Origin of the sequence: Mesorhizobium sp. NZP2077, assembly GCF_013170805.1 — a bacterium.
GTDB lineage: Bacteria > Pseudomonadota > Alphaproteobacteria > Rhizobiales > Rhizobiaceae > Mesorhizobium.
The window spans coordinates 621,273-643,942 of sequence record NZ_CP051293.1; the positions used below are offsets into that span (position 1 = coordinate 621,273).

Sequence of the window (22,670 nt, forward strand, 5' to 3'; positions counted from 1 at the left end):
CGGGCCGGTGCGGAGTGAGAGATGGCAAACGGGGGAAAAAGCATTGTCATCGCCGGCGCCGGCAGCATTGGCTGCTATGTCGGCGGCTGCCTGGCGCTTGCCGGGCGACAGGTGATTCTGCTCGCCCGGCCGCGCATCGAGGCCGCGCTGCGGCAAAGCGGATTGCGCATCAGCGACCTTGAAGGCCGTGATCGCCTGGTCAAGCCGGACGGGCTCGGGATCACCGCCGATCCGGCTGTCGCCTTGCCTGAAGCGGACCTGATCCTGGTCACCGTCAAGAGCGGCGCGACGCAGGAGATGGCGGCGCTAATCGACGCCCATGCCCGCCCCGATGCGGTGGTGATCAGCCTGCAGAACGGCGTCGACAATGCCGACAGGCTGCGCGCCGAGCTTGGCCCGCGAACGGTGCTGGCCGGCATGGTGCCGTTCAATGTCGTGCAGTCACCGGACGGCGAGTTGCCGCTGCACGTCCACCGCGCCAGCGACGGCAAGGTGATGATCGAGGACGGCGGCACCGGCCTAGTCCGCCTTCTCACCGTCGAAGGGTTCGCTGTCGAGGCCCATGGCGACATGAAGGCCGTGCTGTGGGGCAAGCTTCTGATGAACCTCAACAACGCGCTGGTGGCGCTTTCCGGCCTGCCGCTGGCGAGCGAACTCGCCGACCGCCGCTGGCGGCTGATCCTGGCTGGCCAGATCGACGAGGCCTTGCTGGCGATGAAAGCCTCCAGCATCGAGCCGGCGCGGATCGCCGGGCTGCGGCCGGCGCTGTTGCCGAAAGTGCTCCGGCTGCCGGACTGGCTGTTCAAACTGCTGGCGCGACGCATGCTGGCGATCGATCCTCAGGCACGCTCGTCGATGTGGGACGATCTGCAGCGCGGCCGGCCGACGGAAATCGGCGAGCTGCAAGGGGCAGTGATCGGCCTCGCCGAGAGAACGGGTACGCCGGCGCCGCTCTTGAAAAGCGTTACCGCTTTGGTGCGCGCGGCGGAAGCGGCGCGGCTGGGCTCGCCAGGCTTGGCGTCGGAACAGGTAGCGCCGCAGGGTGGTTCTCGATCAGCGTGATCTTCTGCCAGATCTTGCGCGACAGGTTTGAACTCAAATTCTCGATGTCGTTGACGCCGTCGATGACGACGTCGTCATTGACGGACTGGGCGAAGAGTGCGGCGATCTTGCCGGTGATCGACAGCATTTCGGAGCAATAGTCGAGGTAGCGCGCCAGGTCGGCGGCATTGGTGATGCGGGCCGGCGAATGCGCCGTCGGCTTGAAATTGGCCGAAAGCGTCGCCGGATCCTTGGTCAGCTGGTGCATGTCAATGACGTGGATCAACGAGCGCAGGCCATGCAACTGGCGAAACACTTTCTTGCGCTTGATGCGCTCCTCGGTGCGGATCAGCGCCAGCAGGCCGAGCACGGCGAGAATGCAGGTGTTGATCGATGCCTCGATGCCTTGCACCGATTGCAGGGCATCGTCGTTTCCCGAGATGCGGTCGAGAGGCAGGATGGTGCCGACGAACACGAACACCAGCACACCGGCGACGAAGGCGGCGATGATCAGGCCGCGCAGCCACCAGATCGGCTCCTCGAGCGCCTTTGCCGCCTTGGCCAGATCACGCGACAGCGACACCAGTTCGCCAGCTACGCCACGCAATCCGGCATTGGGAAAACGGTCAGCGACGCGTCCCTCCAGCCGCTCGGCGGTGTCGATGATCAGTTTCGGATCAAGCGTGCGGTAGCGCATGTCCGATCGGTCCTCAGGGTTGCGCCGGCTCGTTGGTGCGCCGGCCATAACGGTTGGGCCCAGGCTGCCTTGGAAACAGACACAACACAAGAAAGGCGACGATCGAGACAACCGGTACGAACAGGATCAGTGCGGCAATGCCCGGCTTGTCGAGGTCGTGCAGCCGCTTCACCGCCAGTGCGATGTTCGACCACAGCGAGGCAATGAAGGCTATGAAGAAGATGAACGACCACATGTTGCTCTCGGCCGAGCCTTCCGGCACCAGCGTGAAGCGGTAGAGCGGGAACGCCTGGATGATGGCCACCAGCAGCCCGCCAAGAAAATAGGCCGCGCGGCTAACGCGGCCCGATGTTTTGAAGAAAAGCCAGGTAAGATTTGAACTGTCAGGCAAGCGGGTCCGGTCCGTATTGATTGGCACCCTTGGTGCCTTCGAGAATGCCGCATTCCACCAGAAACCAGATCGCGCCGATGAAAGGCACCAGGATGATCAGGGTCCACCAGCCGGACTTGCCTCGATCATGCCAGCGCTTGGCGTAGACCGCGAAGATCGAATAGAGCATGGCGAGCGAGTAAAGCACATAGATAAAGCCGTAAGGCATTTGGTTGAATGTCGTGCCCAGTATGTTGTCGAGGATCATCGCGATCACCGCGCCAACGAAAATGACGCCCACGCAAGCCCAGAATTTCGCGCGGTTGATGCGACCCTCATAGCTGGTCAGCAGATATTTCCAGTCCATGTCACCCCTCCATGTTGAACCAACGCGACGGATTGTCGCGCCGGCGGAAGGTGCGCCCGCTTTGCGGAAAGATCAATCGCGCAGCAATTCGTTGATCGAGGTCTTGGAGCGGGTCTTGGCGTCGACCCGTTTGACGATGACGGCGCAGTAGAGGCTGGGGCCGGGCTCGTTGTTTGGAAACGGCTTGCCGGGCATCGAGCCGGCGACGACGACGGAGTTTGGCGGCACTTCGCCATAGAAGACTTCGCCGGTGGCGCGGTCGACGATTTTGGTCGACTGGCCGATGAAGACGCCCATGCCGAGCACCGAGCCTTCGCGCACGATGCAGCCCTCGACGACTTCCGAACGCGCGCCGATGAAGCAATTGTCCTCGATGATGGTGGGACCGGCCTGCATCGGCTCCAGCACGCCGCCGATGCCGACGCCGCCCGACAGATGCACGTTCTTGCCGATCTGAGCGCAGGAGCCGACCGAAGCCCAGGTGTCGACCATGGTGCCCGTATCGACATAGGCGCCGACATTGACGAAGGACGGCATCAGCACGGCGCCCGGCGCCACATAGGCCGAACGGCGCACAATCGACGACGGCACGGCGCGGAAACCCGCCTTCTCGAAATCGACGGCGCTCCAGCCATCGAACTTCGACGGCACCTTGTCCCACCACACGGCTTCGCCCGGGCCGCCCTTGATGATCTCCATCGGGTTGAGCCGGAAGGAAAGCAGCACGGCCTTCTTCAGCCACTGATTGACATGCCACTTGCCGTCCGCCTGCCGCTCGGCGACGCGGACGGTGCCATGATCGAGCAACTCGAGCGCCGACTGGATGGCGTCGCGCGTTTCGCCGCGGGTCGCGGTCGAAATCGTGTCGCGTTCCTCGAAGGCCTTCTCGATGGTCTTTTCGAGGCTCGCCAGATCGGGCTTCGACATGAATTCGCTCCATTACCAAGCTGTTAAGGGCCTGAGCCTTAACCTGTTTTGAAAGTCGCGCGGACCCTATGTTAAGGCTTAATGGGGGTCAATCGCGTGTGCGTCACGGGACGGCGCAGTTAAGGGAATTGGACGGGTAGTTATGACTCCTATGGAAAAGGCGGGGTGGACGCCGCTGCCGCATTCGGACGAGGATCTGGAGCGGTCGAAAAGCGTGCCAGACACGCCGCAGACGCGGGCCGAGACCTACAGGCTTGCCTGGAACGACCCCGACTTCATGACGCGGCGCGAATTGCGCGCGGTGCGCCTGCAGCTCGAACTGCTGAAGCCGGAAATGATCCTGGCCGAACGCGGCATCCGTTCGACGGTGATCCTGTTCGGTGGCGCGCGCCTGCCGGAACCCGGTGGCGAGGCCTGGGCGGCCAAGAACGAGACGCAAAAGAAGAACCTCGAGGAGAACAGCAAATACTACGAGGAGGCGCGCAAATTCGCCCGGCTGTGCTCGCGGCAGTCGGCCGCCTCCTACTACCGCGAATATGTCGTTGTGACCGGCGGCGGCCCGGGCGTGATGGAAGCGGGAAATCGCGGTGCCGATGACGTTGGCGCGCCGTCGATCGGGCTCAACATCGTGCTACCGCACGAGCAGGCGCCGAACATCTACGTGACGCCGGAACTCTGTTTCAACTTCCACTATTTCGCCATCCGCAAGATGCATTTCGTCATGCGCGCCAAGGCGGTGGCGGTGTTTCCCGGCGGATTCGGCACGATGGACGAGTTCTTCGAAACGCTGACCTTGATCCAGACCGGACGCATGGAGCGCGTACCGGTGATCCTGTTCGGCAAATCGTTCTGGAAACGGGCGATCGACCTCGATTTCCTCGCCGAGCAAGGCACGATCAGCCCCGGCGACCAGGACATCATCGATTTCGTCGACACCGCGGATGAGGCGTGGGGGATTATCAGCCGGTTCTACAAGTTAGGGGAGTAGGCAGTAGGCAGTAGGCAGTAGGAGAATAAGGCGTTTGCGGCCTTTGCTTCCAAGTGAATTTCCCCGACTGCCTATTGCCTATTCCCGACTGCCTTCCGCTCCTGCGACTATCCCCGTCAGAAACCCGGCCAGGTCATCTGTGACGTAGTCGACGTCATCCTCCTGCGCGGGGTCGCGCTCCCAGATTTCGGCAAAGGTCGGCTCGAAATTGCGCGGCACTACCAGCACGGTGGTCATGCCCAGCGACTTCGGCACCTCCAGGTTGCGGGCGAGATCCTCGAACATCACCGCATTGTGGCCGGTGACTGCGTGCAGTGCGGCGAACTTCTCGTAAGTCTGGCGCGCGGGCTTGGGATTGAGGCCGGCGGCGACGATATCGAAGATGTCGTCGAAATGGTCGAGGATGCCGAGCTGGCGCGCGGTGCGCTCGGCGTGCCTGCGGTCGCCATTGGTGAAGATGAACTTGCGGCCGGGAAGCTGGCGGATGGCGGTGCCGAGAACGGGATCGGGCACCAGCCATGAATAGTCGATGTCGTGCACCTTCTCGAGAAAGTCGTCAGGATCGATGCCGTGGCGCGTCATCAGCCCGTTCAGCGTCGTGCCATATTCGAGATAAAGCTCCTTCTGCAGCTTGCGCGCCTCATCGCGCGGCAGCGCCAGCAGTTCCCCGACATAGGCGGTCATCTTGACGTCGATCTGCGAGAAAAGATTCGAATGATGCGGATAGAGCGTGTTGTCGAGGTCGAACACCCAGTCGGTGACATGGGCGAAGCGGGCGGGATCAGGCAGCGTGGTCATGCGCTCCTTATGGCATGAAACGGGGAATCTGAAAGAGACTTTATCCACAACTTCCACGCGCTTTCAGTGGCCGAAATGGCCGCACGATTCAAATTTTAGGCAACCTGGAAAGGTGGCCTTCAGGGCTTGCTGGCACAGAGACAGTCCTGTGGGGAGCCCGCGATGAACAGCATCATTCTGAAATCCGCCGCTATCGCTTTCGCCTCCGTCGCCGCCTCGCTCCTTTTGACGCTGATTATCGTTCCGGCCCTGGGATTCCCGATCAACCGAACGATCTGGCTGACCTCCACTTTGTGTCCGCTGGTGCTTGCATGGGTGGCCTGCGCCAGCACCTTCTGGCAGAGCGACAGGCTGAAAAACGCGCATCGCGAACTGGCGAGGGCCCACGCCCAGCTTGCCGCGGCACACCGCCGCCTGGCGGAGAAGGCGAGCCGCGACGACATGACCGGCATGCTCAACCGGGAAAGCTTCTTTGCCGCGCTCGACGGCTCCCGGCGCAAGTCCGACCGTGGGGCGCTGCTGATCATCGACGCCGATCATTTCAAGAAGATCAATGACAATTTCGGCCACCTGACCGGCGACGACGCCCTGCTGCTGATCGCCAGCGCCATCGAACGCGGCGTGCGCAGCGGCGACGTGCTCGGCCGCATCGGCGGCGAGGAGTTTGGCGCGTTTCTGTTAGGAGCCACCGAGCAGGAGGCCAAGCGTGTCGCCGAGCGCATTCGCCGCGAGGTCGAGCTGATCCGCTTCCGGCCGGTCGACGAACGGACCATTCCGCTGACCGTCAGCATCGGCGGCACCGTCTGCGGCGAGGACGTCAACGTGTCGGACCTGATGCGCGCCGCGGACCGGCGCCTCTACCAGGCCAAGCATCGCGGTCGCAACCTGACGATCCTCGATACGGACATTTCCGCGGCCGCCTGAGCCGGCCGACCCGGCACACCCTGCCCGTTAAGGAATTTCTAACTCTGTTTGCATTCGGTTGTGCCCTTGCCCGCCTTTTCACTGCCTTGAGACCAAGCTTGGCACGATACTGGCCTCTGTGACGATGCGTGTGCCGTTTGGGGAATGTCATGCGCGCATCGAAGCCCCCATCCGAGAGACCTGTCATGAGTTTCTTCATCAAAAAGATATCGCGCCGCACGCTCGTGCAGGCGCTGGTCGCCCTGCCTGCCCTGTCCGTGTTTCGCAAGCTGCCTGAGGCCAATGCCGCGCATTCCGATCCATCACGGGCCGGTCCATCCCGAGCCGACCCGAATGAGATCGTCGAGGTCAATGGCTGGATCCTGAAGCGGAGCGACCTGGCATGATCTTCGACAGCTATGAGGCGTATCGCGCCGCCAACTTCAAACCCAAGGTCTGCATCCTCGGTTCCGGCCCGGCCGGCACCACCATTGCCCGCAAGCTGGGTGCCGCCGGCATCCCGGTCGTGGTGTTTGAGGCCGGCTCGCGGGAGTTCAGCGACGAGTCGCAGGATTTCTACCGCGGCACCACGGTCGGGGATTTCTATTTCGACCTCGACATCACCCGGCTGCGCTACATGGGCGGCAGCTCCAACCACTGGGCCGGCTGGTGCCGGGTGCTCGACAAGCAGGATTTCGAGCCGAAGGCCTGGGCGCCCGACACCGGCTGGCCGATCCGCCGCGCCGACCTCGAGCCCTATCTGCCGGAGGTGCACGATATCCTCGAACTTCCGGATTTCCGACCTGACGTGCCGGTTTCGGACGACATACGCTGGGTGCAGCTGATAAAGAGCCCGGCGGTTCGTTTTGCCGAAAAATTCGCCGACGAACTCGACACGAGCCGCAACATCGCCGTCGTGCTCAACACCTATGCCACCGAGCTTGCCGGCGACGGCAAACGGGTGACCGACGCCAAACTGTGGTCCAACAGCCGGGACGCCGGCTCGTTCAGCGCAGACTACTTCATCGTCTGCACCGGCGGGCTGGAGAACTCGCGGCTGCTTTTGTGGTCGAACCAGCGCTCCAATGGCGGCGTCGTGCCGAACGCGGCGGCGCTCGGCCGCTACTGGATGGAACATCCGACCTTCGAGGGCGGCAATGCCATCCTGGCCGACTACAGTGAGTTCGAGGTCGATGCCGTCAACGAGGCCTTCTTCTCGCCGACGCTTGCCGCGATGGAGCGACTGGGGATCATGAATTTCGGCATCAGGCTGATCGAGACGCCCTATGCCGGCGTCAAGCATGTGATTGCCGATCTCGCCTGCACGGCGCCCGACATGGCCGAATGGGTTGCCTATCAGCTCAGCCAGAACCTGCGCTGCGCGGCCCAACTCTATGTCGCCTGGGAACAGGCGCCGCTCGCGTCCAACCAGATCGAACTGTCGAAGACCGATGTCGACCATGCCGGCGTGCCGCGTATCGAGCTGCATTGGAAGAAATCGGAGCTCGAACGCCGCACGCTTGTCGAGGGCCTCAAGCTGTTCGGCACGACACTGATCGAGAAGGATCTCGGCCGTGTCCGTCTCATGGACTGGATCGCCAATGGCGAGGATTATCCGACCAACGAGGAGACCGCGGGGCACCATCACATGGGAGGCACGCGCATGGGCACCGACGTGACCAGGAGCGTGGTGGACGCCAACTGCAAGGTGCACGGCATGGACAATCTCTATGTCGGCGGCTCTTCGGTATTCTGCACGTCGGGTCAAGCCAACCCGACGACGACGATTACCGCGCTGGCCTGTCGGCTGGGGGATCATCTGAGCAAGGTGGTCTCCGTCTGAGCGGAGCCACCACAAGTCGGCCGGTTTGACGCATCCCGACATTGCCGGCGCCAATGATGGCGCCGGCAGAAATCCGGCATGGCCTCAAAAACCGTAGATGGCGATACGCACCAGCACGGCCGCGGCGGCAAGCGCCACGAGCAGGATGCCGAGGCCGATGGGAGAGCCCCAGCCATACCATTCCATCGCCAGCTTGGCATATTTGAACTCGTCCTCATGCGAGAGGGGCGGCCGCTGTTGAATCAAGCTCATTTTTCACTCCTGGTCGGCGGCTCGCTCTTGCCTTGTCTGAGCCAGAGCCGCATATTGCTGAAATGGTCTAAATGTTAGACGGATTGATAGTTAGATGATCGAAATAAAATCGTCAAGCGAGAATCGTAACGCCATGACCACGGCCATCGGCCTTGCCATCATGCAGTGGCAGGACGCGACGCAGGCCTATGACGACGCGGTGGGGATGCGGCTCGGGCTGAACATGGCCGAGCGCCATTGCATCGGGCTGCTCCATGGCGGCCCGCAATCGGCCGGCGCGGTGGCGACCGCGACCGGGCTGACGCCGGCGGCGGTGACGGCGCTGATCGACCGGCTGGAAGCGCGCGGCCTGCTGACCCGCACGCGCAGCGTCGAGGACAGGCGCAAGGTGGTGATCGAAGCGACCGAGGCGACGCGGGAGCTGTCGGCGCGCTATTACGGCGCAATCGCGCAGGAGGGCGAAAAGGTCATCGCCAGCTTCAGCTACGACGAACTCGCGACCATATCGCGCTTCGTCAACGCCGCGCTCGACCTGCAGCGCGCTCAGCTTGCGCGGCTGAAGGCCGAGGGGCCGGACAGCCTCCAGCGATAGGGATGCGATGTGTTCTAATGTTACTGCAAAAGTCGGCAGGGAACGGGACTATTTCGGCTGGACACCATAAGCGACAAGAAACGCCTCCACCGAGGCATCCGCGTGCCGTTCAAGTTCGGCCTTGGAGCGCCGGTTGCTTCCCGTGAACATGGCTTCGTTCATGGGGATCCAAAGGAGCATTCCAAAAAAATGGCTGGCCGCCAGATAGGGGTCGCTGGTTTGTATCAGTCCTCGACTGGTGAGCTTTTGAAAGCAGGACGCCATCGAGGCAAGCATGCGCTCGAAGCCCTTTTCGTACCAACTGCGGCCAAGCTGCGGCATTCGATCCGCGTTGGCGATAATCAAACGCCGCAGCTTCAACAACTCTTCATCCATGAGAACCGCTATCAGACGTCGGGCAAGCTGCTGCAGGCCACCCTCCATGAATTTCGCCTCGGAAAGCAGCGTCGTCACGGATTCGATGATGTCGTTGGCCTGGGTAGCGGTTGCCAGAACGACTTCGCCGAACAGCGTCTCCTTGTCAGTGAAATGCTTGTAGACGGTCTGCTTGGAAGCCCCCGCTTTGGTGGCGATTTCCTCCATGCTGGTTCCATCATAGCCCTTGCCGATGAACGCCGCCGTGGCCGCCTGGATGATTTCACGATCCTTGCGGGCTGATCTGGTCTCGCCGTCGATTTCCATGGAATCCTCCTGGCCAGTACTAGACGGTACCGTTCCTGCATGGTAGTTGCGACCACAGTACTAGACTGGCTAGTACCCGTCAACGAAAGCAGGGCTTAAGCCGATGAGCAAAATGATCTTCGTCAATCTACCGGTGCGCGATCTGCAGGCAGCGACCAACTTCTATCTCGCGATCGGAGGCACGCTGAATCCGCAGTTCTCGAACGACCAGGCCAGCTCGATCATGTTCTCGGACTCCATCGGTGTCATGTTGCTGACGCACCAGCATTACAGCCAGTTCACGGCTCGGCAGATCGGCGACCCCAAGCGTGACAGCCAGATGCTGATCGCGCTCACCACTAACAGCAAGGACGAGGTCAATGCCATAATCGAGAAGGGTGTGGCGGCAGGCGGCCGCGCTGATCCCAATCCAGCGCAGGATCTCGGTTTCATGTTCAACCGCCACATCGAAGATCCCGACGGCAACGTCTGGGAGTTCCTGTGGATGAACCCCGCCGCCATGCAATAGCCTGTCGGGATCAAACCGTATGAAGCGCGTCGCGTTGAAACGGATTCATGCGACGCGCCTCAAACGCTGGAGCCGGATTTGCTAGACCATCGCCGGATCGAGCGCCGGCCGGCCCTTGCGGCGAGCGACGATCGCCGCGAAATCGGCGGTCTGGAAGGCATCGCGCAAGGCGTCGAAGGACGGCAGTACGAAATAGGCGCGCTGGAACTTGTCGATCTCGTAGCCGGTGCGCATCACCGTCTCGAGATCGAATGGCACATGGTGGGCGTCCTTGCCGTCAACCGCGAACTGCAGTTCGGTAAAGGACGACATCAGGCCGGCGCCAAAAGCCTTCAGCGGCTGGCCGGCCTCCTGCATCAGGCCATATTCGGCCGTGTACCAGTAGAGCCGGGTGATCATCTCGTCACCGCCGAGCGCGATGATGTCGCCGGCCTTCTTGCCATACATCTGCATGAAGTCGGCGAACACCGGCTGCGACAGCACCGGCACGTGACCGAAGAAATCGTGGAACATGTCCGGCTCGACGATGTAGTCGAGTTCCTGCCTGGTGCGTAGCCAGTTGGTGACCGGGAAGCGGCGGTTGGCGAGATGATCGAAGAAGGGGGCGGCCGGGATGAGACCTGGCACAGCGACGATCTCCCAGCCGGTCAGCGTGCGCAGCTTGGCGCTGACGTCCTCGAAATCCGGGATGCGGTCGAGCAGGCCGAGCTTTTCGACACCGTCGAGATAGGAATGGTGGGCGAGCTTGCGCGTCAGTTTGGTCTGGCGGTCGCACAAAGTGCGCCACACCGCCTGCTCCTCGGCGCTGTAGTCGTAACCCTGCGCCACGGTGAAATCGGAACGGCAGACCGAATAGTCGCCGCGCAACCCCTGCGCCGCGCAGTCGCGGGCATATTCGGCAACGCTCATTGTCGTCATGGTTTTTCTCCTCGCAAGTCATCAATGGCTGACGTGCCGGCAGCGTAACCGGATCTGCCGAGGCAATCTGGTTTTGATGATAGCTCACTCGCGGGATTCGAGATAACATTCACTCACAATCGGCACTAGTGGAGTGAAAATGCCTCAATTCGATGATTTCGAGATCAAGATGCTCGATGTGCTGCAACGCGACGGCCGCAAGCCCGTCTCCGAGCTGGCGCAGGAGATCGGCCTGTCGACGACGCCATGCGCGCGGCGCTTCGAGGCGCTGCAGGATGCCGGCATCATCAAGGGATTTGCCGCGGTGATCAGCCGCCGCGCGGTCGGCCTGATGGTCGAGGTGTTCATCCAGGTTCGCCTGGTCAGCCACAGCGACGGTTCCCCCGAAAGCTTCATTGCCGCGGTGCAGCGCATGGACGAGGTGTCGTCATGCTGGACGATGACCGGCGACCACGATTTCCTGCTGCATGTCATGGTGCCGTCGGTCGACGAGCTCAACGCCTTCGTCATGCACCGGCTGATGCGGCTCGGTGGCGTGCGCGACGTCCACACGCAGCTGGTCCTGCAGAACATCAAGGGGCCAGGCCACGTGCCGCTCGCGCATCTCCGGAAGTGACGCGCATCCCCGGCGTTCCTGACCAAAAGCTGCACGCAAACTGCTGAAACGGGCCAATCGGGCGTCCACATCGCCGACCAGCATACGCGGACCAACTTCCCAGGAGGTCCGCCATGAAAATCGTCCTGATCAACCCACCGCACACCGCCATCGGCAGCCGCGTGCCGGACGATCATCTGCCGCCGCTTGGCCTGCTGGCGATCGGCGGCCCGCTGATCGATGCCGGCCACGAGGTGCGGCTGGTCGATGCCGAATTCGGGCCGATGCCGCTCGATAGCGTCGTGCGCGACGCATTGGATGACTTCCCGGACTTCGTCCTGATCGGCCATTCCGGCTCGACCTCGGCGCACCCGACCGCCTTGCTGATTGCCGGGATGATCAAGCAGCGCGAACCGGCGACCATCATCATCTATGGCGGCGTTTTCCCGACCTATCACTGGCGCGACATCCTCGCGGCAACCGACGTCTTCGACTTCATCGTGCGCGGCGAGGGCGAGGCGACCGTGGTGGCGCTGGTCGAGGCGCAGGAAATGCACCAGCCGCCGGCGAGCGTCGCCGGCATCGCCTTTCGCGACGATCTGCGGCGGCCCTTCGCCACGCAGGCGGCCATGACGATTGCCGAACTCGACGCCTACCGCGTCGGCTGGGAGTTGATCGACCACCGGCGCTACAGCTATTGGGGCGGCAAGCGCGCGGTGGTCATGCAGTTTTCGCGCGGCTGCCCGCATCTGTGCAATTATTGCGGCCAGCGCGGTTTCTGGACTCGCTGGCGGCATCGCGATCCCAAAAAATTCGCGCAGGAAATCGCCTGGCTGCACCGCGAGCATGGCGTCGAACTGATCAACCTTGCCGACGAGAACCCGACGGTTTCGAAGAAGGCCTGGCGCGCCTTTCTCGACGCGCTGATCGCCGAGAATGTTCCGGTGCTGATCGTCGGCTCGACCCGCGCCGACGACATCGTGCGCGATGCCGACATCCTGCATCTCTACCGCAGGGCGGGCGTGATCCGCTGGCTGCTTGGCATGGAAAACACCGACGAACAGACGCTGCAATTGATCCGCAAGGGCAGCAGCACCTCATCCGACCGCGAGGCGATAAGGCTGCTGCGAAAGCACGGCATATTGTCGATGGCGACCTGGGTGGCCGGCTTTGAGGATGAAGGGTTTCGCGACCTGTGGCGCGGCTTTCGCCAGCTCCTTGCCTCTGACCCCGACCAGATCCAGGCGCTTTACGTCACGCCGCATCGCTGGACGCCGTTCTTCAGGATCGCCCGCGATCGCAAGGTGATCCAGAGGGATGCCCGGCTGTGGGACTACAAGCACCAGGTCCTGCAGATGACCCGGCTGAAGCCGTGGATGCTGTTCTTCAGCGTCAAGCTGATCGAAGTGGCGGTGCAGTCGCGGCCGAAGGCGCTGGCACGCATCCTGTTCCACCCCGATCCCGAGCAGCGGCATTCGATGCGCTGGTACACCAAAATGGGCCGCCGCGTCTGGTTCCGCGAGGTCTGGGGTTTTCTGGCCCGCGATATCAGGGTGAAGGACGGCCCGACGCTCGCCGAATTCTGGGGCGCGCCGCAGGACACGGAAGAGGAATCGATGATCGTCGGGCGCCCGCAGCGCAAGCCGGCGCCCCCTGTCGTCGCAAGTCACGAGCTGCCGGCGAAACGATTAGCCGGCTGACTGTTGATTAAGGCACGATCAGCGTGCCGGCGCCGTGTTCGGTGAAGAGTTCGAGCAGCACCGCATGCGGCGTCTTGCCGTTGAGGATGACGACGCCTTCGACGCCACGCTCGATCGCCTCGATGCAGGTCTCGACCTTGGGGATCATGCCGCCCGACACCGTGCCGTCCTTGATCAGCGCCCGGGCCTCGGCCACGGTCAGCTCGTCGATCAGCTTCTTGTTCTTGTCGAGCACACCGGGCACGTCGGTCAGGAACAGCAGACGTGTTGCCTGGCAAGCGCCGGCAATGGCGCCGGCAAAAGTGTCGGCGTTGATGTTGTAGGTGTGGCCGTCGCGGCCGGGGGCCACCGGCGCCAGCACCGGGATCATCTCGGAGCGCGCCAGAAGGTCGAGCAGCGTGCGGTCGACCTCGACCGGCTCGCCGACGAAGCCGAGATCGAGCACCCGCTCGATGTTGGAGTCGGGGTCGATCATGGTCTTGCGCGCCTTTTCGGCGAACACCATGTTGCCGTCCTTGCCGCACAGGCCAATCGCCCATTCGCCCTCGGCGTTGATCAGCGCGACGATCTCCTTGTTGATCGAACCGGCCAGCACCATCTCGACGATCTCGACCGTCTTCTGGTCGGTGACGCGCAGGCCGCCTTCGAATTTGGATTCGATGCCCATCTTGGCCAGCATGGCGCCGATCTGTGGCCCGCCGCCGTGAACGACGATCGGGTTGACGCCGGATTGCTTGAGCAGCGCGATGTCGCGGGCGAAGGCCTTGCCGAGCTCGAGGTCACCCATGGCGTGACCGCCATATTTCACCACGACGGTCTTGTGTTCGTAGCGCTGCATGTAGGGCAGCGCCCGCGAAAGCAGGGCAGCCTGCATTTCGGCGGTGGCGGTTATCTCCGTCATCGGCGTGGTTCCCGGCTTTTGATTTGTGCATGTCGTTGTCCCAAAACCGCTGGACACTCTTGGGCGACATGCACTTGGCTTATGCATGTCGTTACCCCAAAACCGCTAAGCACTTTTGGGCGACATGCACTGGAAAGGACGGCGGCGTCTTAGCGGGAATTGTCGCAAGGGGCAAATGGCATTGCTGTCATATTCGCCGAGCTCACGGCGTCGTCATCATGACGGCACCATCAGCGGCGCCCGCCTCGTCAGCCAACCCGAGATTTTCTCCATCTGCGCGGCGAAGGACAAAAGCGTCTCTTCGTCGCCGGGGCGGCCGGCGGCCTGGATGCCGAGCGGCAGGCCGGCGTCGGTGACGTGGACGGGCAGCGCGATCGACGGCTGGCCGCTGACATTGTGGATCGCCGGCCAATGGGTGAAGAAAAGGCTCTTGTCCATCAGCTGGCCGAACAGTGGTTTCAGCTTGAGCAAGGGCGTCAGGTGAAGCTTATCGAGCAGGTTTTCGATCAGCTCATCGGCGCCTTTCGGATCCATGGCGCCGCAGGCGAGCGGCGGATGCGCGATAACAGGCATCAGCACGGCGTCATACTGCGCGGTTTCCTCTATCATCCGCCGCGAGGCCGCGTGCAGCCGCTGCAGGGCGGCGTAGATCTCGCCGGCAGAGAGCATTTCGCCCAACCGGCCAAGCACCCGCGTGGCGCGCTCGACGTCGCCGGTAACGGAACGGCCGACGCGCAACGCTTCCGCCCGCAGCGTGCCGGCAACGGCTGATGCAACCGTCCGGCAGAAGTCGGCCAGGAAATCGCGGCCGATAAAGGGCAGGTCGATGTCCTCGACCGTGTGGCCGCCCTCTCGCGCAAGCGCCACCGCCGTGTCGAGCGCTTTCATTGTCTCGGTCGAGATCGGCAGGCTAAGCGGCGACTTGCGGTACACGGCCAGGCTGAGTTTGCCGGGATCGCGCGCGGCAGCAGCGGCGAACGTGTCCGTCGGCGGCAATGCCGCATAGGGCGACAAGGGGTCGGGACCGTGGGTGAGGTCGAGCAGCAAAGCGCAATCGCGCACCGAACGGGTGACGGCGTGATCGACCACCATGCCGTACCAGCTTTCGCTGACCATCGGCGTCAGCGGGATGCGGCCGCGCGAGGTCTTGAGGCCGACCAGCCCGGTGCAGGCCGAAGGCACCCGGATCGAGCCGCCGCCATCGGAGGCATGCGCCACCGGCACGACGCCGGCGGCGACCAGGGCCGCCGCGCCGCCCGACGAGCCGCCGCTGGTGTGGCCGGTGTTCCACGGATTGCGGGTGATGCCGAAGGCTTTTGATTCGGTCATCAGCCGCAGACCGTGTTCCGGCGATGTCGAGGTGACGATCGGGATCAGTCCGGCGGCGAGGTAGCGCTCGGTCATCACCGAATTGACGTCGGGCACCGAGGCCGGAATGCGGCTGCCGCCATGCGACGGCACGCCCTTGATGGCGATGCCGAGATCCTTGATGGCAAAGGGCACACCGGCCAGCGGCAGCGAGCGGTCGATGGTTTTCGCCCGCGCCCGCGCGGCGTCATAGAGCGGCTCGGCCGTGGCATTGATTTCAGGCCGCGTGGCCTCGGCGCGGGCGATTGCCGCTTCGGTCAGTTCGACCGCGGACAACTCGCCCTTGCGCACAAGACCGGCGAGGCCGGTCGCGTCTTCTTCCCACAGGATCCGTTCGACCGACATCTGAGCTCTCCCACTCCCGCCAAGCTAGGGTCAGGACCTATTAATTTGTTGAATTGATTTCTGTTGGGTGATTCAAGGTGGCAGGAGGTGCCGCCTTGAGTGATTTGCTGATGTTGACCCCGGAGCAGATGCGCCGGATCGAGCCCTATTTTCCTTTGTCGCATGGTGTGCCGCGTGTAGATGACCGCCGGGTGCTGAGCGGCATCCTGTTCGTGATCCGCAATGGCCTTCGCTGGCGAGATGTCCCTTCTGACTACGGTCCGCACAAGACCATCTACAACCGCTTCATCCGCTGGAGTCGGCTGGGTGTGTTCAATCGCATCCTGGCGGAACTGGCCGCGCAGGGCGGCGAAACGGACAATCTGATGATCGATGCCACCCATCTCAAAGCGCATCGCACTGCCGCCAGCCTCCTTAAAAAGGGGCTCTATCCCGATGTATCGGACGCAGCCGAGGTGGACTGACCACCAAGCTGCAAGTGGTCTGTGACGGCAAGGGACGCCCGCGGCTGCTGCATCTGAGCGAAGGGCAGGCCAATGATCACAAGACTGCTGCGGCAGTGATCGAGGATTTGCCCGCCGCCAACGCCCTGCTGGCCGATCGGGCCTACAGTTCAGCGGCCTTCCGTCAGGCGCTCGTCGAGCGCGGTATCACGCCATGCATCCCGCCCCATGCCAAGCATCGTATTCAGCACAGCTACGATCCTGTCCTATACCGACAACGCCACAGGATCGAGAACATGTTCGCACGCCTCAAAGACTGGCGACGCATCCACACCAGGTACGACCGATGTGCTCACACTTTCCTGTCGGCGATCGCCTTCGCTGCAGCCTTCATCTTCTGGATCAATGAGTCCTGACCCTAGCCAGCGGCGATTCCCTTGGCAATCGAAGCCTGCACCCGGACGCCGGAACTTTAGGTGCAAGGAATATTTCCGGCGTTGCAAATACAGCGTAATCGCCTAATTTGACCCGCATGACGCCGCAGGACATCACCAAGCTGATCGTCCGGACTTCGATGAAGGATCGGGCTGCGTTCGATCTGCTGTACCGGCAGACGAGCGCGAAACTTTTCGGTGTGTGCCTTCGTGTATTGAATGACCGGGGAGATGCGGAAGAAGCGCTACAGGAAGTCTTCGTCAAGATATGGACGAAGGCAGACCGTTTTGCTGTCTCCGATCTGAGCCCGATCTCCTGGCTGGTGGCAATCGCCCGCAATCATGCGATCGATCGCATCAGGGCGCGGCGCAAGCCTGCCGCCGATATCGATGCCGCGCTCGACGTGGCCGATCCGGCACCGGGACCTGAAGCGATGGTGGTTGCGGGCGACGAATCCGAGCGCATCCATCATTGTCTCGAAGAGCTGGAGAAGGACCGGGCGGCGGCCGTCCGGGGCGCTTATCTCAAGGGCGAAAGCTATGCCGAACTGGCGGAACGCCACGGCGTGCCGCTGAACACGATGCGTACCTGGCTGCGCCGCAGCCTGATGAAACTCAGAGAATGTCTGGAAAGATGACGCTCGCAGAGGACAATGGACCGGAACGTGGGGGCGACGACATGTTCGCCGCCGAATACGTTCTTGGCGTTCTGCCGGTGGAAGAGCGGCAGATCGCGTCCAGGCGCATCGATTCCGAAACCGATTTCGCACGGCTCGTCGATGGCTGGGAGGTTCACCTCTCGCCACTGGCCGCAGCATATCCGGAAATCGAGCCACCGGCTTCAGTGAAGCCGGCGATCGATCGCCGGCTCTTTGCATCGACCGCGCCCACTTCAGCCGACGCACGCGCCGGCTTGTGGTCCAGCCTTGCCTTCTGGCGCGGCCTTGCCGCGGCGGCGGTTGCCGCGCTGGCGATCTACATTGCGATCCCTTACGTCAACCCGCCGGTCGCACAGCCGCAGGCACGCCTCGTCGCCTCGCTGGCTGCCGATGGCAGCGACGTCAAATATCTTGCCGTCTACGATGCCGCGCATCACGAGGTCGGCCTGTCGCATGTCTCCGGTGAGCGTGCCACCGGCAAGGACTTCGAACTTTGGATGATCGAGGGCAAGAATCCGCCGGTGTCGATGGGTGTCATCCCGGTCGGGTCGACAGCCCATATCGTCGTCTCGCCGGCAGCCCAGCAGAAGCTTGCCCAGGGTGCGGTGCTGGCCGTCAGTCTTGAGCCCGCCGGTGGTTCACCAACCGGACAGCCGACCGGACCGGTGGTGGCCGCGGGCGACCTGAAGAGCATCTGACCTCGTCTCCTCGCTGCGAAGCCGTCGCCAGAATAATTTCAATCTATCTTATGTCACGCATGTCTAAATATGCATGTGAGCCGGCAAAACGTTGCGCGCAATAAATCTCTTCGCCCGAGCGATAAAATTAAAAATCCAAAAATATTCTGAAACTCGCGTGGTTGCTTTGCGTATCTCCTCGCGTCCCCAAAACTGGGAAGAGAAAACCCGAGGAGTTTGAACATCATGCGTAAATTCGCCACCCTTTTGATCGCCGGTACGATTGCCGTTTCCGCGCTCGCCACCGCTGCCTATGCCGAAAACCCGATGGTCGGCGGCGCCGCCATGTTTGCCAACAAGAACATCGTCGAGAATGCCGTCAATTCGAAGGACCACACGACGCTGGTCGCCGCCGTCAAGGCAGCCGGCCTTGTCGAGACCCTGCAGGGCGCCGGTCCGTTCACCGTCTTCGCGCCGACCAACGAGGCCTTCGCCGCACTGCCGGCCGGCACGGTCGACACTCTGCTCAAGCCCGAAAACAAGGACAAGCTGACCAAGATCCTGGCCTGCCACGTCATCGGCGCCAAGGCGATGGGAGCGGACGTCGCCGCAATGGCCAAGGCCGACGGCGGCACGCACAAGGTCAAGACCGTTGGCGGTTGCGAACTGTCGCTGAAGGCCGAGGGCGGCAAGGTCACCGTCACTGACGAGAACGGCAACGTCGCCAATGTGACGATCGCCGATGTCGAGCAGTCCAACGGCGTCATCCACGTCGTCGACAAGGTTCTGCTCCCGAAGATGTGATCGGCCCGAAAATGTAACAAAGGGCTTGCCGCGACGAACCTGCAGCAAGAGCCCTCCGTCGATTGCTTAGTCTCGCTCCCGTGACCCTGCAAACGACACGCGTGCTCCGCGCCGCCCACGGTCAACCGTGGAACGGCGCGGAGTTTCGTTAGAGGGCAACCGTCACCGGCTTTTGATTTCTGCGTGGCGGTATAGTTTGGCAAAAGAGCAACCGGAGGAACTGGTCATGAACCGTCGCGATCTTCTTTTGAGCGGTGCCGCCGCCATTGGCGTCGTTGGGGCCGCGGCAACCATGCTGCGCATGGGCAGCCCGCAGCCCGCACAGGCCGCCGAAAAATTCGAGGTCACCAAGACCGACGATGAATGGAAAGCCATCCTGTCGCCGGCCGCGTTCGACGTGCTGCGCAAGGAAGGCACCGAATATCCAGGCACCAGCCCGCTGCTCAACGAACACCGCAAGGGTATTTTCGCCTGCGCCGGCTGCGACCTGCCGGTCTATCCCTCGGAGACGAAGTTCGATTCCGGCACCGGCTGGCCGAGCTTCTGGCAAGAGATCGCCAACGGCATCGGCAGGACCGAGGACAGGTCGCTCGGCATGACCCGCACCGAGGTGCATTGCCGCCGCTGCGGCGGCCATCTCGGCCATGTCTTCGACGATGGTCCGGCGCCAACCGGCTTGCGCCATTGCATCAACGGCGTTGCGCTGACCTTCAAGCCCGCCACGGCCTGAACCAGCCAGAAATACAAAAAACTCCGGGTCTTGCGGCCCGGAGTTTTTTGCGCGGTCAGAGCTTTTTCGGGCGTGGACTGGAGGAGCTTCCCGAAACCACTGCCACGTCTGGTACCTTTGCTTTGACGCAATTCCCAAGGGAAAGCGCTACGCGCTTTTCCCGGGAAAACCGCTTCACACTTTTCCTGGAATTGCTTTAGTGTCCACCACCTCCGCCGCCACCGGGCGCGGCCGGCTTGTTGATCAGCATGGTGAACAGGCCAAGCGTCGCGAATAGCACCGTCAGCATGTAGAACACATCCATGAAGGAGAGCAGCGCCGCCTGCTGCTGGACCATGCCCGACAGCTTGGAGATCGCGGCACTGGTGGCATCGAGACCCGTGACCTGCTCGAAATTGAGCGTCATATTCTGCAGCTTGGTCTGCGCGGCAGCACTGCCCCACTGCACATGCTCGGCGAGCCTTGCATAGTGGAAGGCATTGCGGTCGATCAGCACGGTGTTGATGAGCGCAAGGCCGACGGCACCGCCGAGGTTGCGGGTGAGGTTGAACAGGCCGGACGCGTTCTTCAGCCGGTCGGGCGGCAAGGTGCCAAGCGCGATGTTGTTGATCGGCACCATGCACAGCATCATAGAACAGCCGCGCAGGATCTGCGGGATCAGCAGCTCATAGAAATCCCAGTCGGCGGTCAGATGCGTCATCCACCAGGTGCCGGTGGCGAAGCCGAAGAAGCCGATCATCATCATCAGCCGCAAATCCATCTTGCTCGACAGGATGCCGGAGATCGGCGCGGTGATGAACATGGCCAGGCCGCTGACGAACAGCGCCTCGCCGATCATCATCGAATCGTAGCCGCGGATGCGTCCGAGGAAGACCGGATAGAGATAGGTCAGCCCATAGAGGCCGATGCCGATGACGAAGGAAAACAGCGAGCCGAAGGCAAAGTTGATGTTGCTGAAGGCTCGGAGATCGACGATCGGCTCCTCGGCGGTGAAGACACGCCAGAAGAAGATCACCGCACCGACGGTCATGACGATGGCACAGATGAACACCCCCTGGTCCTGCAGCCAGTCATTGTTCGGGCCTTCCTCCAGCACATATTCCATACAACCGAGGAAGGCCGCCATGCCGGCGAGGCCCCACCAGTCGAACTTGTTGAACAGCTTGAGATTGGGCTTGTCGAAATCGATCAGCGACCACGCGGCTGTCGCCACCAAAATGCCGGGCACGACGTTGACCAGGAACAGCCAGTGCCATGAAAAAGCGTGGCTGATATAGCCGCCGACGGTCGGGCCGATGGTCGGCGCCAGCGTCGCCACCAGGCCGATCATCGGCGAGACGATGGCGCGGCGCGAGGGTGGGAAGATGGTGAAGGCCGCGGCAAAGACGCTCGGGATCATGCCGCCGCCGATGAAGCCTTGCACGGCGCGGTAGACGATCATCTGGTCGATGTTGGTGGCGGTCGCGGCCAGCGCGCTGGCCGCGGTGAAGCCAGCGGCGGCGATGGTGAACAGCACGCGCGTCGACAACATGCGGCTGAGGAAGCCCGACAGCGGGATCATCACCACCTCGGCGATCAGATAGGCCGTCTGCACCCACGGAATCTCGTCGGAGCTGGCGCTCAGGCCCGCCTGGATCTCGGATAGCGAAGCCGAGACGATCTGGATGTCCAGGATCGCCATGAACATGCCGAACACCATCGCCAGGAAGGCGATGACGCGCCGCGTCGAGATGGTATCAGGAACCGCCGGCTGTGCCGGCGGCGCTCCTGCGGTGATTGTTGCGGTTGCCATTGCATGGGCCTCCTTGAGGCAGGCCGGGGGGCTCGGTGCTCAATCAGCCACCGAGCCGCCCTCCGAGAAGCGCTTAGTTGGTCGTCGCGGCCGGTGCGGTGCGGCTGTCAACGTTGACGATAACGCTGAGGCCGGCGCGCAGCTTGCCGGTCTTCAGGGCATCTGCCGGGACATCGATGCGGACCGGGACGCGCTGCACCACCTTGGTGAAGTTGCCGGTGGCATTTTCCGGCGGCAACAGCGAGAACACCGCTCCTGAAGCCGGCGCCAGCGACGAGACGGTTCCCTGGATGGGCTGGCCGTCGATGGCGTCGACCGAGATGTTGACCTTTTCGCCGGGCACCAGCCGGGCAAGCTGGGTCTCCTTGAAGTTGGCGACGATGTAGAGCTTGTCCATCGGCACGACGACGGCGAGCTTCTGGCCGGGGCTGACGAGGTCGCCTTGCTCGACCGAGCGGTTGCCGACAACGCCGTCATAAGGCGCCTTGAGCACGGTGAAGGACAGGTCGCGGGCGGCCTTGTCGCGGCTGAGCTGCAAGGAGACGAGCGTGCTTGCCGATTCGGCGCGCTGTGCCTCGAACACGCCGATATTGGCCTGTGCGGCGGCGATCTGGGCATCGGCACCGACCAGAGCGGCATTGGCCTGGTCGAGCGCGGTCTGGGCGTCGTCGAGTTGCGCCTGCGTGCCGACATGCGTCTTGACCAGCTGCGCGGCTCGCTGCTGACCACGGGCGGCATTGTCGGCCGCGGCCTGGTCGGCGACCTTCTGCGCCTGGGCCTGCTGCAGGGAAGCCTGCGCCGCCTTGGTCTGCGCGTCGATGCGGTCGAGCGTCTTCGCCAGCGTGGCAATCTGCGCCTCGGCCTGTGCGACGGCGATCTTGTAGTCGCCATCGTCGATCGTCAGCAGCGGGTCGCCGGCCTTGACCAACTGGTTCTCGCTGACCTTGACCTGGTCGACATAGCCCGAAATCTTGGGCGAGACGAACGCCATGTCGGCCTGGACGTAGGCATCGTCGGTCGAGATCATGAAGCGGCCCGTGGTCCAGTAGTCGTAGCCGTACCAGGCGCCGCCGCTCAGCAGCGCAAGGCCGATGATCGGCAGCAGGAAGGAACGCACCGAGCGCTTCTTCTTGGCCGGAGCTTCAGCCGCAGGCGGCGGTGCGACCGGCTGGACGGGAATTTCCGGAGCTTCGGTCGCCGGAGCGACCTTGGCATTGGGGAAAGGGCGGACTTCGGCAGTGGTGGGCGCGTTCGAGGACATGACATCTCTCTAAAGTAATAATACTGAACCGTTCGGTTCGATCCGGCCGTTGACATAGCGTGAAAAGAAGACCATA

26 protein-coding genes are annotated in these 22,670 nt (G+C 62.8%); 14 read left to right on the forward strand and 12 right to left on the reverse strand.

Translation table 11 applies throughout. The annotated features are described in order from the left end of the window. The first annotated feature begins 21 nt into the window (after positions 1 to 21). Positions 22 to 1,062 (forward strand): 2-dehydropantoate 2-reductase, encoded by a 1,041-nt coding sequence (locus HGP13_RS02910; RefSeq protein ID WP_172221263.1) that lies wholly within the window; start codon positions 22 to 24, stop codon positions 1,060 to 1,062. Here the strand turns inward: HGP13_RS02910 and HGP13_RS02915 are convergent. The 4 genes from HGP13_RS02915 to dapD form a co-directional block, all read right to left on the reverse strand. Further along, the gene (locus tag HGP13_RS02915) at positions 965 to 1,738 is read right to left on the reverse strand and encodes a hypothetical protein (protein ID WP_172221266.1); all 774 of its coding nucleotides are present in this window, start codon (positions 1,736 to 1,738) and stop codon (positions 965 to 967) included. The two genes, HGP13_RS02910 and HGP13_RS02915, sit on opposite strands and share 98 nt — an antisense overlap. Positions 1,739 to 1,751: 13 nt before the next feature. After that, positions 1,752 to 2,129, reverse strand: a complete 378-nt coding sequence (locus HGP13_RS02920) for a DUF805 domain-containing protein (RefSeq protein ID WP_172221269.1) — start codon at positions 2,127 to 2,129, stop codon at positions 1,752 to 1,754. Beyond that, positions 2,122 to 2,475: a DUF805 domain-containing protein gene (locus HGP13_RS02925; protein ID WP_172221272.1), complete on the reverse strand. Its 354-nt coding sequence runs from the start codon at positions 2,473 to 2,475 to the stop codon at positions 2,122 to 2,124. Before HGP13_RS02925 ends, HGP13_RS02920 begins: the two co-directional genes overlap by 8 nt. A 72-nt stretch (positions 2,476 to 2,547) precedes the next feature. Next, a complete protein-coding gene (dapD, locus tag HGP13_RS02930) occupies positions 2,548 to 3,402 on the reverse strand; it encodes a 2,3,4,5-tetrahydropyridine-2,6-dicarboxylate N-succinyltransferase (protein WP_172221275.1) in 855 nt (284 codons plus the stop codon). 142 nt (positions 3,403 to 3,544) lie between these two features. Between dapD and HGP13_RS02935 the strand changes: the two genes are divergently transcribed. After that, positions 3,545 to 4,390 carry an LOG family protein gene (locus HGP13_RS02935; RefSeq protein WP_172221278.1) on the forward strand — a complete coding sequence of 282 codons (846 nt, stop codon included), beginning with the start codon at positions 3,545 to 3,547 and terminating at the stop codon, positions 4,388 to 4,390. Positions 4,391 to 4,468: 78 nt separating this feature from the next. On the opposite strand, the gene HGP13_RS02940 is transcribed toward HGP13_RS02935, so the two are convergent. Beyond that, positions 4,469 to 5,188: a pyrimidine 5'-nucleotidase gene (locus HGP13_RS02940; RefSeq protein WP_172221281.1), complete on the reverse strand. Its 720-nt coding sequence runs from the start codon at positions 5,186 to 5,188 to the stop codon at positions 4,469 to 4,471. A 162-nt stretch (positions 5,189 to 5,350) separates the two neighbouring features. Between HGP13_RS02940 and HGP13_RS02945 the strand changes: the two genes are divergently transcribed. From HGP13_RS02945 to HGP13_RS02955, 3 genes are all read left to right on the forward strand, one after another. Next, positions 5,351 to 6,112 carry a GGDEF domain-containing protein gene (locus tag HGP13_RS02945; RefSeq protein ID WP_172221284.1) on the forward strand — a complete coding sequence of 254 codons (762 nt, stop codon included), beginning with the start codon at positions 5,351 to 5,353 and terminating at the stop codon, positions 6,110 to 6,112. Between the two features lie 185 nt (positions 6,113 to 6,297). After that, the gene (locus HGP13_RS02950; RefSeq protein ID WP_172221286.1) at positions 6,298 to 6,498 is read left to right on the forward strand and encodes a hypothetical protein; all 201 of its coding nucleotides are present in this window, start codon (positions 6,298 to 6,300) and stop codon (positions 6,496 to 6,498) included. Continuing rightward, positions 6,495 to 7,934 (forward strand): GMC family oxidoreductase, encoded by a 1,440-nt coding sequence (locus HGP13_RS02955; RefSeq protein WP_172221289.1) that lies wholly within the window; start codon positions 6,495 to 6,497, stop codon positions 7,932 to 7,934. The genes HGP13_RS02950 and HGP13_RS02955 overlap by 4 nt, the downstream gene beginning before the upstream one ends. Before the next feature lie 84 nt (positions 7,935 to 8,018). On the opposite strand, the gene HGP13_RS02960 is transcribed toward HGP13_RS02955, so the two are convergent. Continuing rightward, complete coding sequence (locus HGP13_RS02960) at positions 8,019 to 8,186, reverse strand: hypothetical protein (RefSeq protein WP_167335231.1); 168 nt, start codon at positions 8,184 to 8,186, stop codon at positions 8,019 to 8,021. 94 nt (positions 8,187 to 8,280) lie between these two features. Here HGP13_RS02960 and HGP13_RS02965 point away from each other — a divergent pair, with 94 nt between their 5' ends. After that, the gene (locus tag HGP13_RS02965; protein WP_172221292.1) at positions 8,281 to 8,778 is read left to right on the forward strand and encodes a MarR family transcriptional regulator; all 498 of its coding nucleotides are present in this window, start codon (positions 8,281 to 8,283) and stop codon (positions 8,776 to 8,778) included. 48 nt (positions 8,779 to 8,826) lie between these two features. Here HGP13_RS02965 and HGP13_RS02970 read toward each other — a convergent pair whose 3' ends face one another. Continuing rightward, entirely contained in the window at positions 8,827 to 9,459 is a 633-nt protein-coding gene (locus HGP13_RS02970) for a TetR/AcrR family transcriptional regulator (RefSeq protein WP_172221295.1), read from the reverse strand. Positions 9,460 to 9,562: 103 nt separating this feature from the next. Here HGP13_RS02970 and HGP13_RS02975 point away from each other — a divergent pair, with 103 nt between their 5' ends. Next, positions 9,563 to 9,967, forward strand: coding sequence for a VOC family protein (locus tag HGP13_RS02975; protein WP_172221298.1), 405 nt, complete (start codon positions 9,563 to 9,565; stop codon positions 9,965 to 9,967). Between the two features lie 81 nt (positions 9,968 to 10,048). Here HGP13_RS02975 and phhA read toward each other — a convergent pair whose 3' ends face one another. Continuing rightward, positions 10,049 to 10,885 carry a phenylalanine 4-monooxygenase gene (gene phhA / locus HGP13_RS02980; protein ID WP_172221301.1) on the reverse strand — a complete coding sequence of 279 codons (837 nt, stop codon included), beginning with the start codon at positions 10,883 to 10,885 and terminating at the stop codon, positions 10,049 to 10,051. Between the two features lie 139 nt (positions 10,886 to 11,024). Here phhA and HGP13_RS02985 point away from each other — a divergent pair, with 139 nt between their 5' ends. Together HGP13_RS02985 and bchE are read left to right on the forward strand one after the other, a co-directional pair. Beyond that, on the forward strand, positions 11,025 to 11,501 hold the full coding sequence (locus HGP13_RS02985) for an Lrp/AsnC family transcriptional regulator (protein WP_172221304.1): 477 nt from the start codon (positions 11,025 to 11,027) through the stop codon (positions 11,499 to 11,501). Between the two features lie 113 nt (positions 11,502 to 11,614). Continuing rightward, on the forward strand, positions 11,615 to 13,180 hold the full coding sequence (bchE, locus tag HGP13_RS02990) for a magnesium-protoporphyrin IX monomethyl ester anaerobic oxidative cyclase (RefSeq protein ID WP_172221307.1): 1,566 nt from the start codon (positions 11,615 to 11,617) through the stop codon (positions 13,178 to 13,180). A gap of 7 nt (positions 13,181 to 13,187) precedes the next feature. Here bchE and argB read toward each other — a convergent pair whose 3' ends face one another. Continuing rightward, positions 13,188 to 14,081, reverse strand: coding sequence for an acetylglutamate kinase (gene argB / locus HGP13_RS02995; protein WP_172221310.1), 894 nt, complete (start codon positions 14,079 to 14,081; stop codon positions 13,188 to 13,190). Positions 14,082 to 14,297: 216 nt separating this feature from the next. Then, complete coding sequence (locus tag HGP13_RS03000) at positions 14,298 to 15,794, reverse strand: amidase (RefSeq protein WP_172221313.1); 1,497 nt, start codon at positions 15,792 to 15,794, stop codon at positions 14,298 to 14,300. Positions 15,795 to 15,889: 95 nt separating this feature from the next. On the opposite strand from HGP13_RS03000, the gene HGP13_RS03005 reads away from it, so the two are divergent. The 5 genes from HGP13_RS03005 to msrB all read left to right on the forward strand — a co-directional run bounded on the left by HGP13_RS03005 (position 15,890) and on the right by msrB (position 19,541). After that, positions 15,890 to 16,653 (forward strand): IS5 family transposase gene (locus HGP13_RS03005; RefSeq protein WP_172220738.1). Its coding sequence is split into 2 segments (ribosomal slippage): positions 15,890 to 16,229 and positions 16,229 to 16,653, totalling 765 coding nucleotides; the frame shifts between segments, so codons are not numbered across the junction. A gap of 116 nt (positions 16,654 to 16,769) precedes the next feature. Beyond that, complete coding sequence (locus tag HGP13_RS03010; protein WP_172221316.1) at positions 16,770 to 17,309, forward strand: sigma-70 family RNA polymerase sigma factor; 540 nt, start codon at positions 16,770 to 16,772, stop codon at positions 17,307 to 17,309. After that, positions 17,306 to 18,028, forward strand: a complete 723-nt coding sequence (locus tag HGP13_RS03015) for an anti-sigma factor (protein WP_172234598.1) — start codon at positions 17,306 to 17,308, stop codon at positions 18,026 to 18,028. Before HGP13_RS03010 ends, HGP13_RS03015 begins: the two co-directional genes overlap by 4 nt. Positions 18,029 to 18,253: 225 nt before the next feature. Then, entirely contained in the window at positions 18,254 to 18,811 is a 558-nt protein-coding gene (locus HGP13_RS03020) for a fasciclin domain-containing protein (protein ID WP_172221319.1), read from the forward strand. 226 nt (positions 18,812 to 19,037) lie between these two features. After that, a complete protein-coding gene (msrB, locus tag HGP13_RS03025) occupies positions 19,038 to 19,541 on the forward strand; it encodes a peptide-methionine (R)-S-oxide reductase MsrB (protein ID WP_172221322.1) in 504 nt (167 codons plus the stop codon). Positions 19,542 to 19,737: 196 nt separating this feature from the next. On the opposite strand, the gene HGP13_RS03030 is transcribed toward msrB, so the two are convergent. Next, positions 19,738 to 21,333, reverse strand: a complete 1,596-nt coding sequence (locus HGP13_RS03030) for a DHA2 family efflux MFS transporter permease subunit (protein WP_172221325.1) — start codon at positions 21,331 to 21,333, stop codon at positions 19,738 to 19,740. Between the two features lie 73 nt (positions 21,334 to 21,406). Next, the gene (locus tag HGP13_RS03035; RefSeq protein WP_172221328.1) at positions 21,407 to 22,594 is read right to left on the reverse strand and encodes an HlyD family secretion protein; all 1,188 of its coding nucleotides are present in this window, start codon (positions 22,592 to 22,594) and stop codon (positions 21,407 to 21,409) included. Between the last annotated feature and the right edge of the window lie 76 nt (positions 22,595 to 22,670).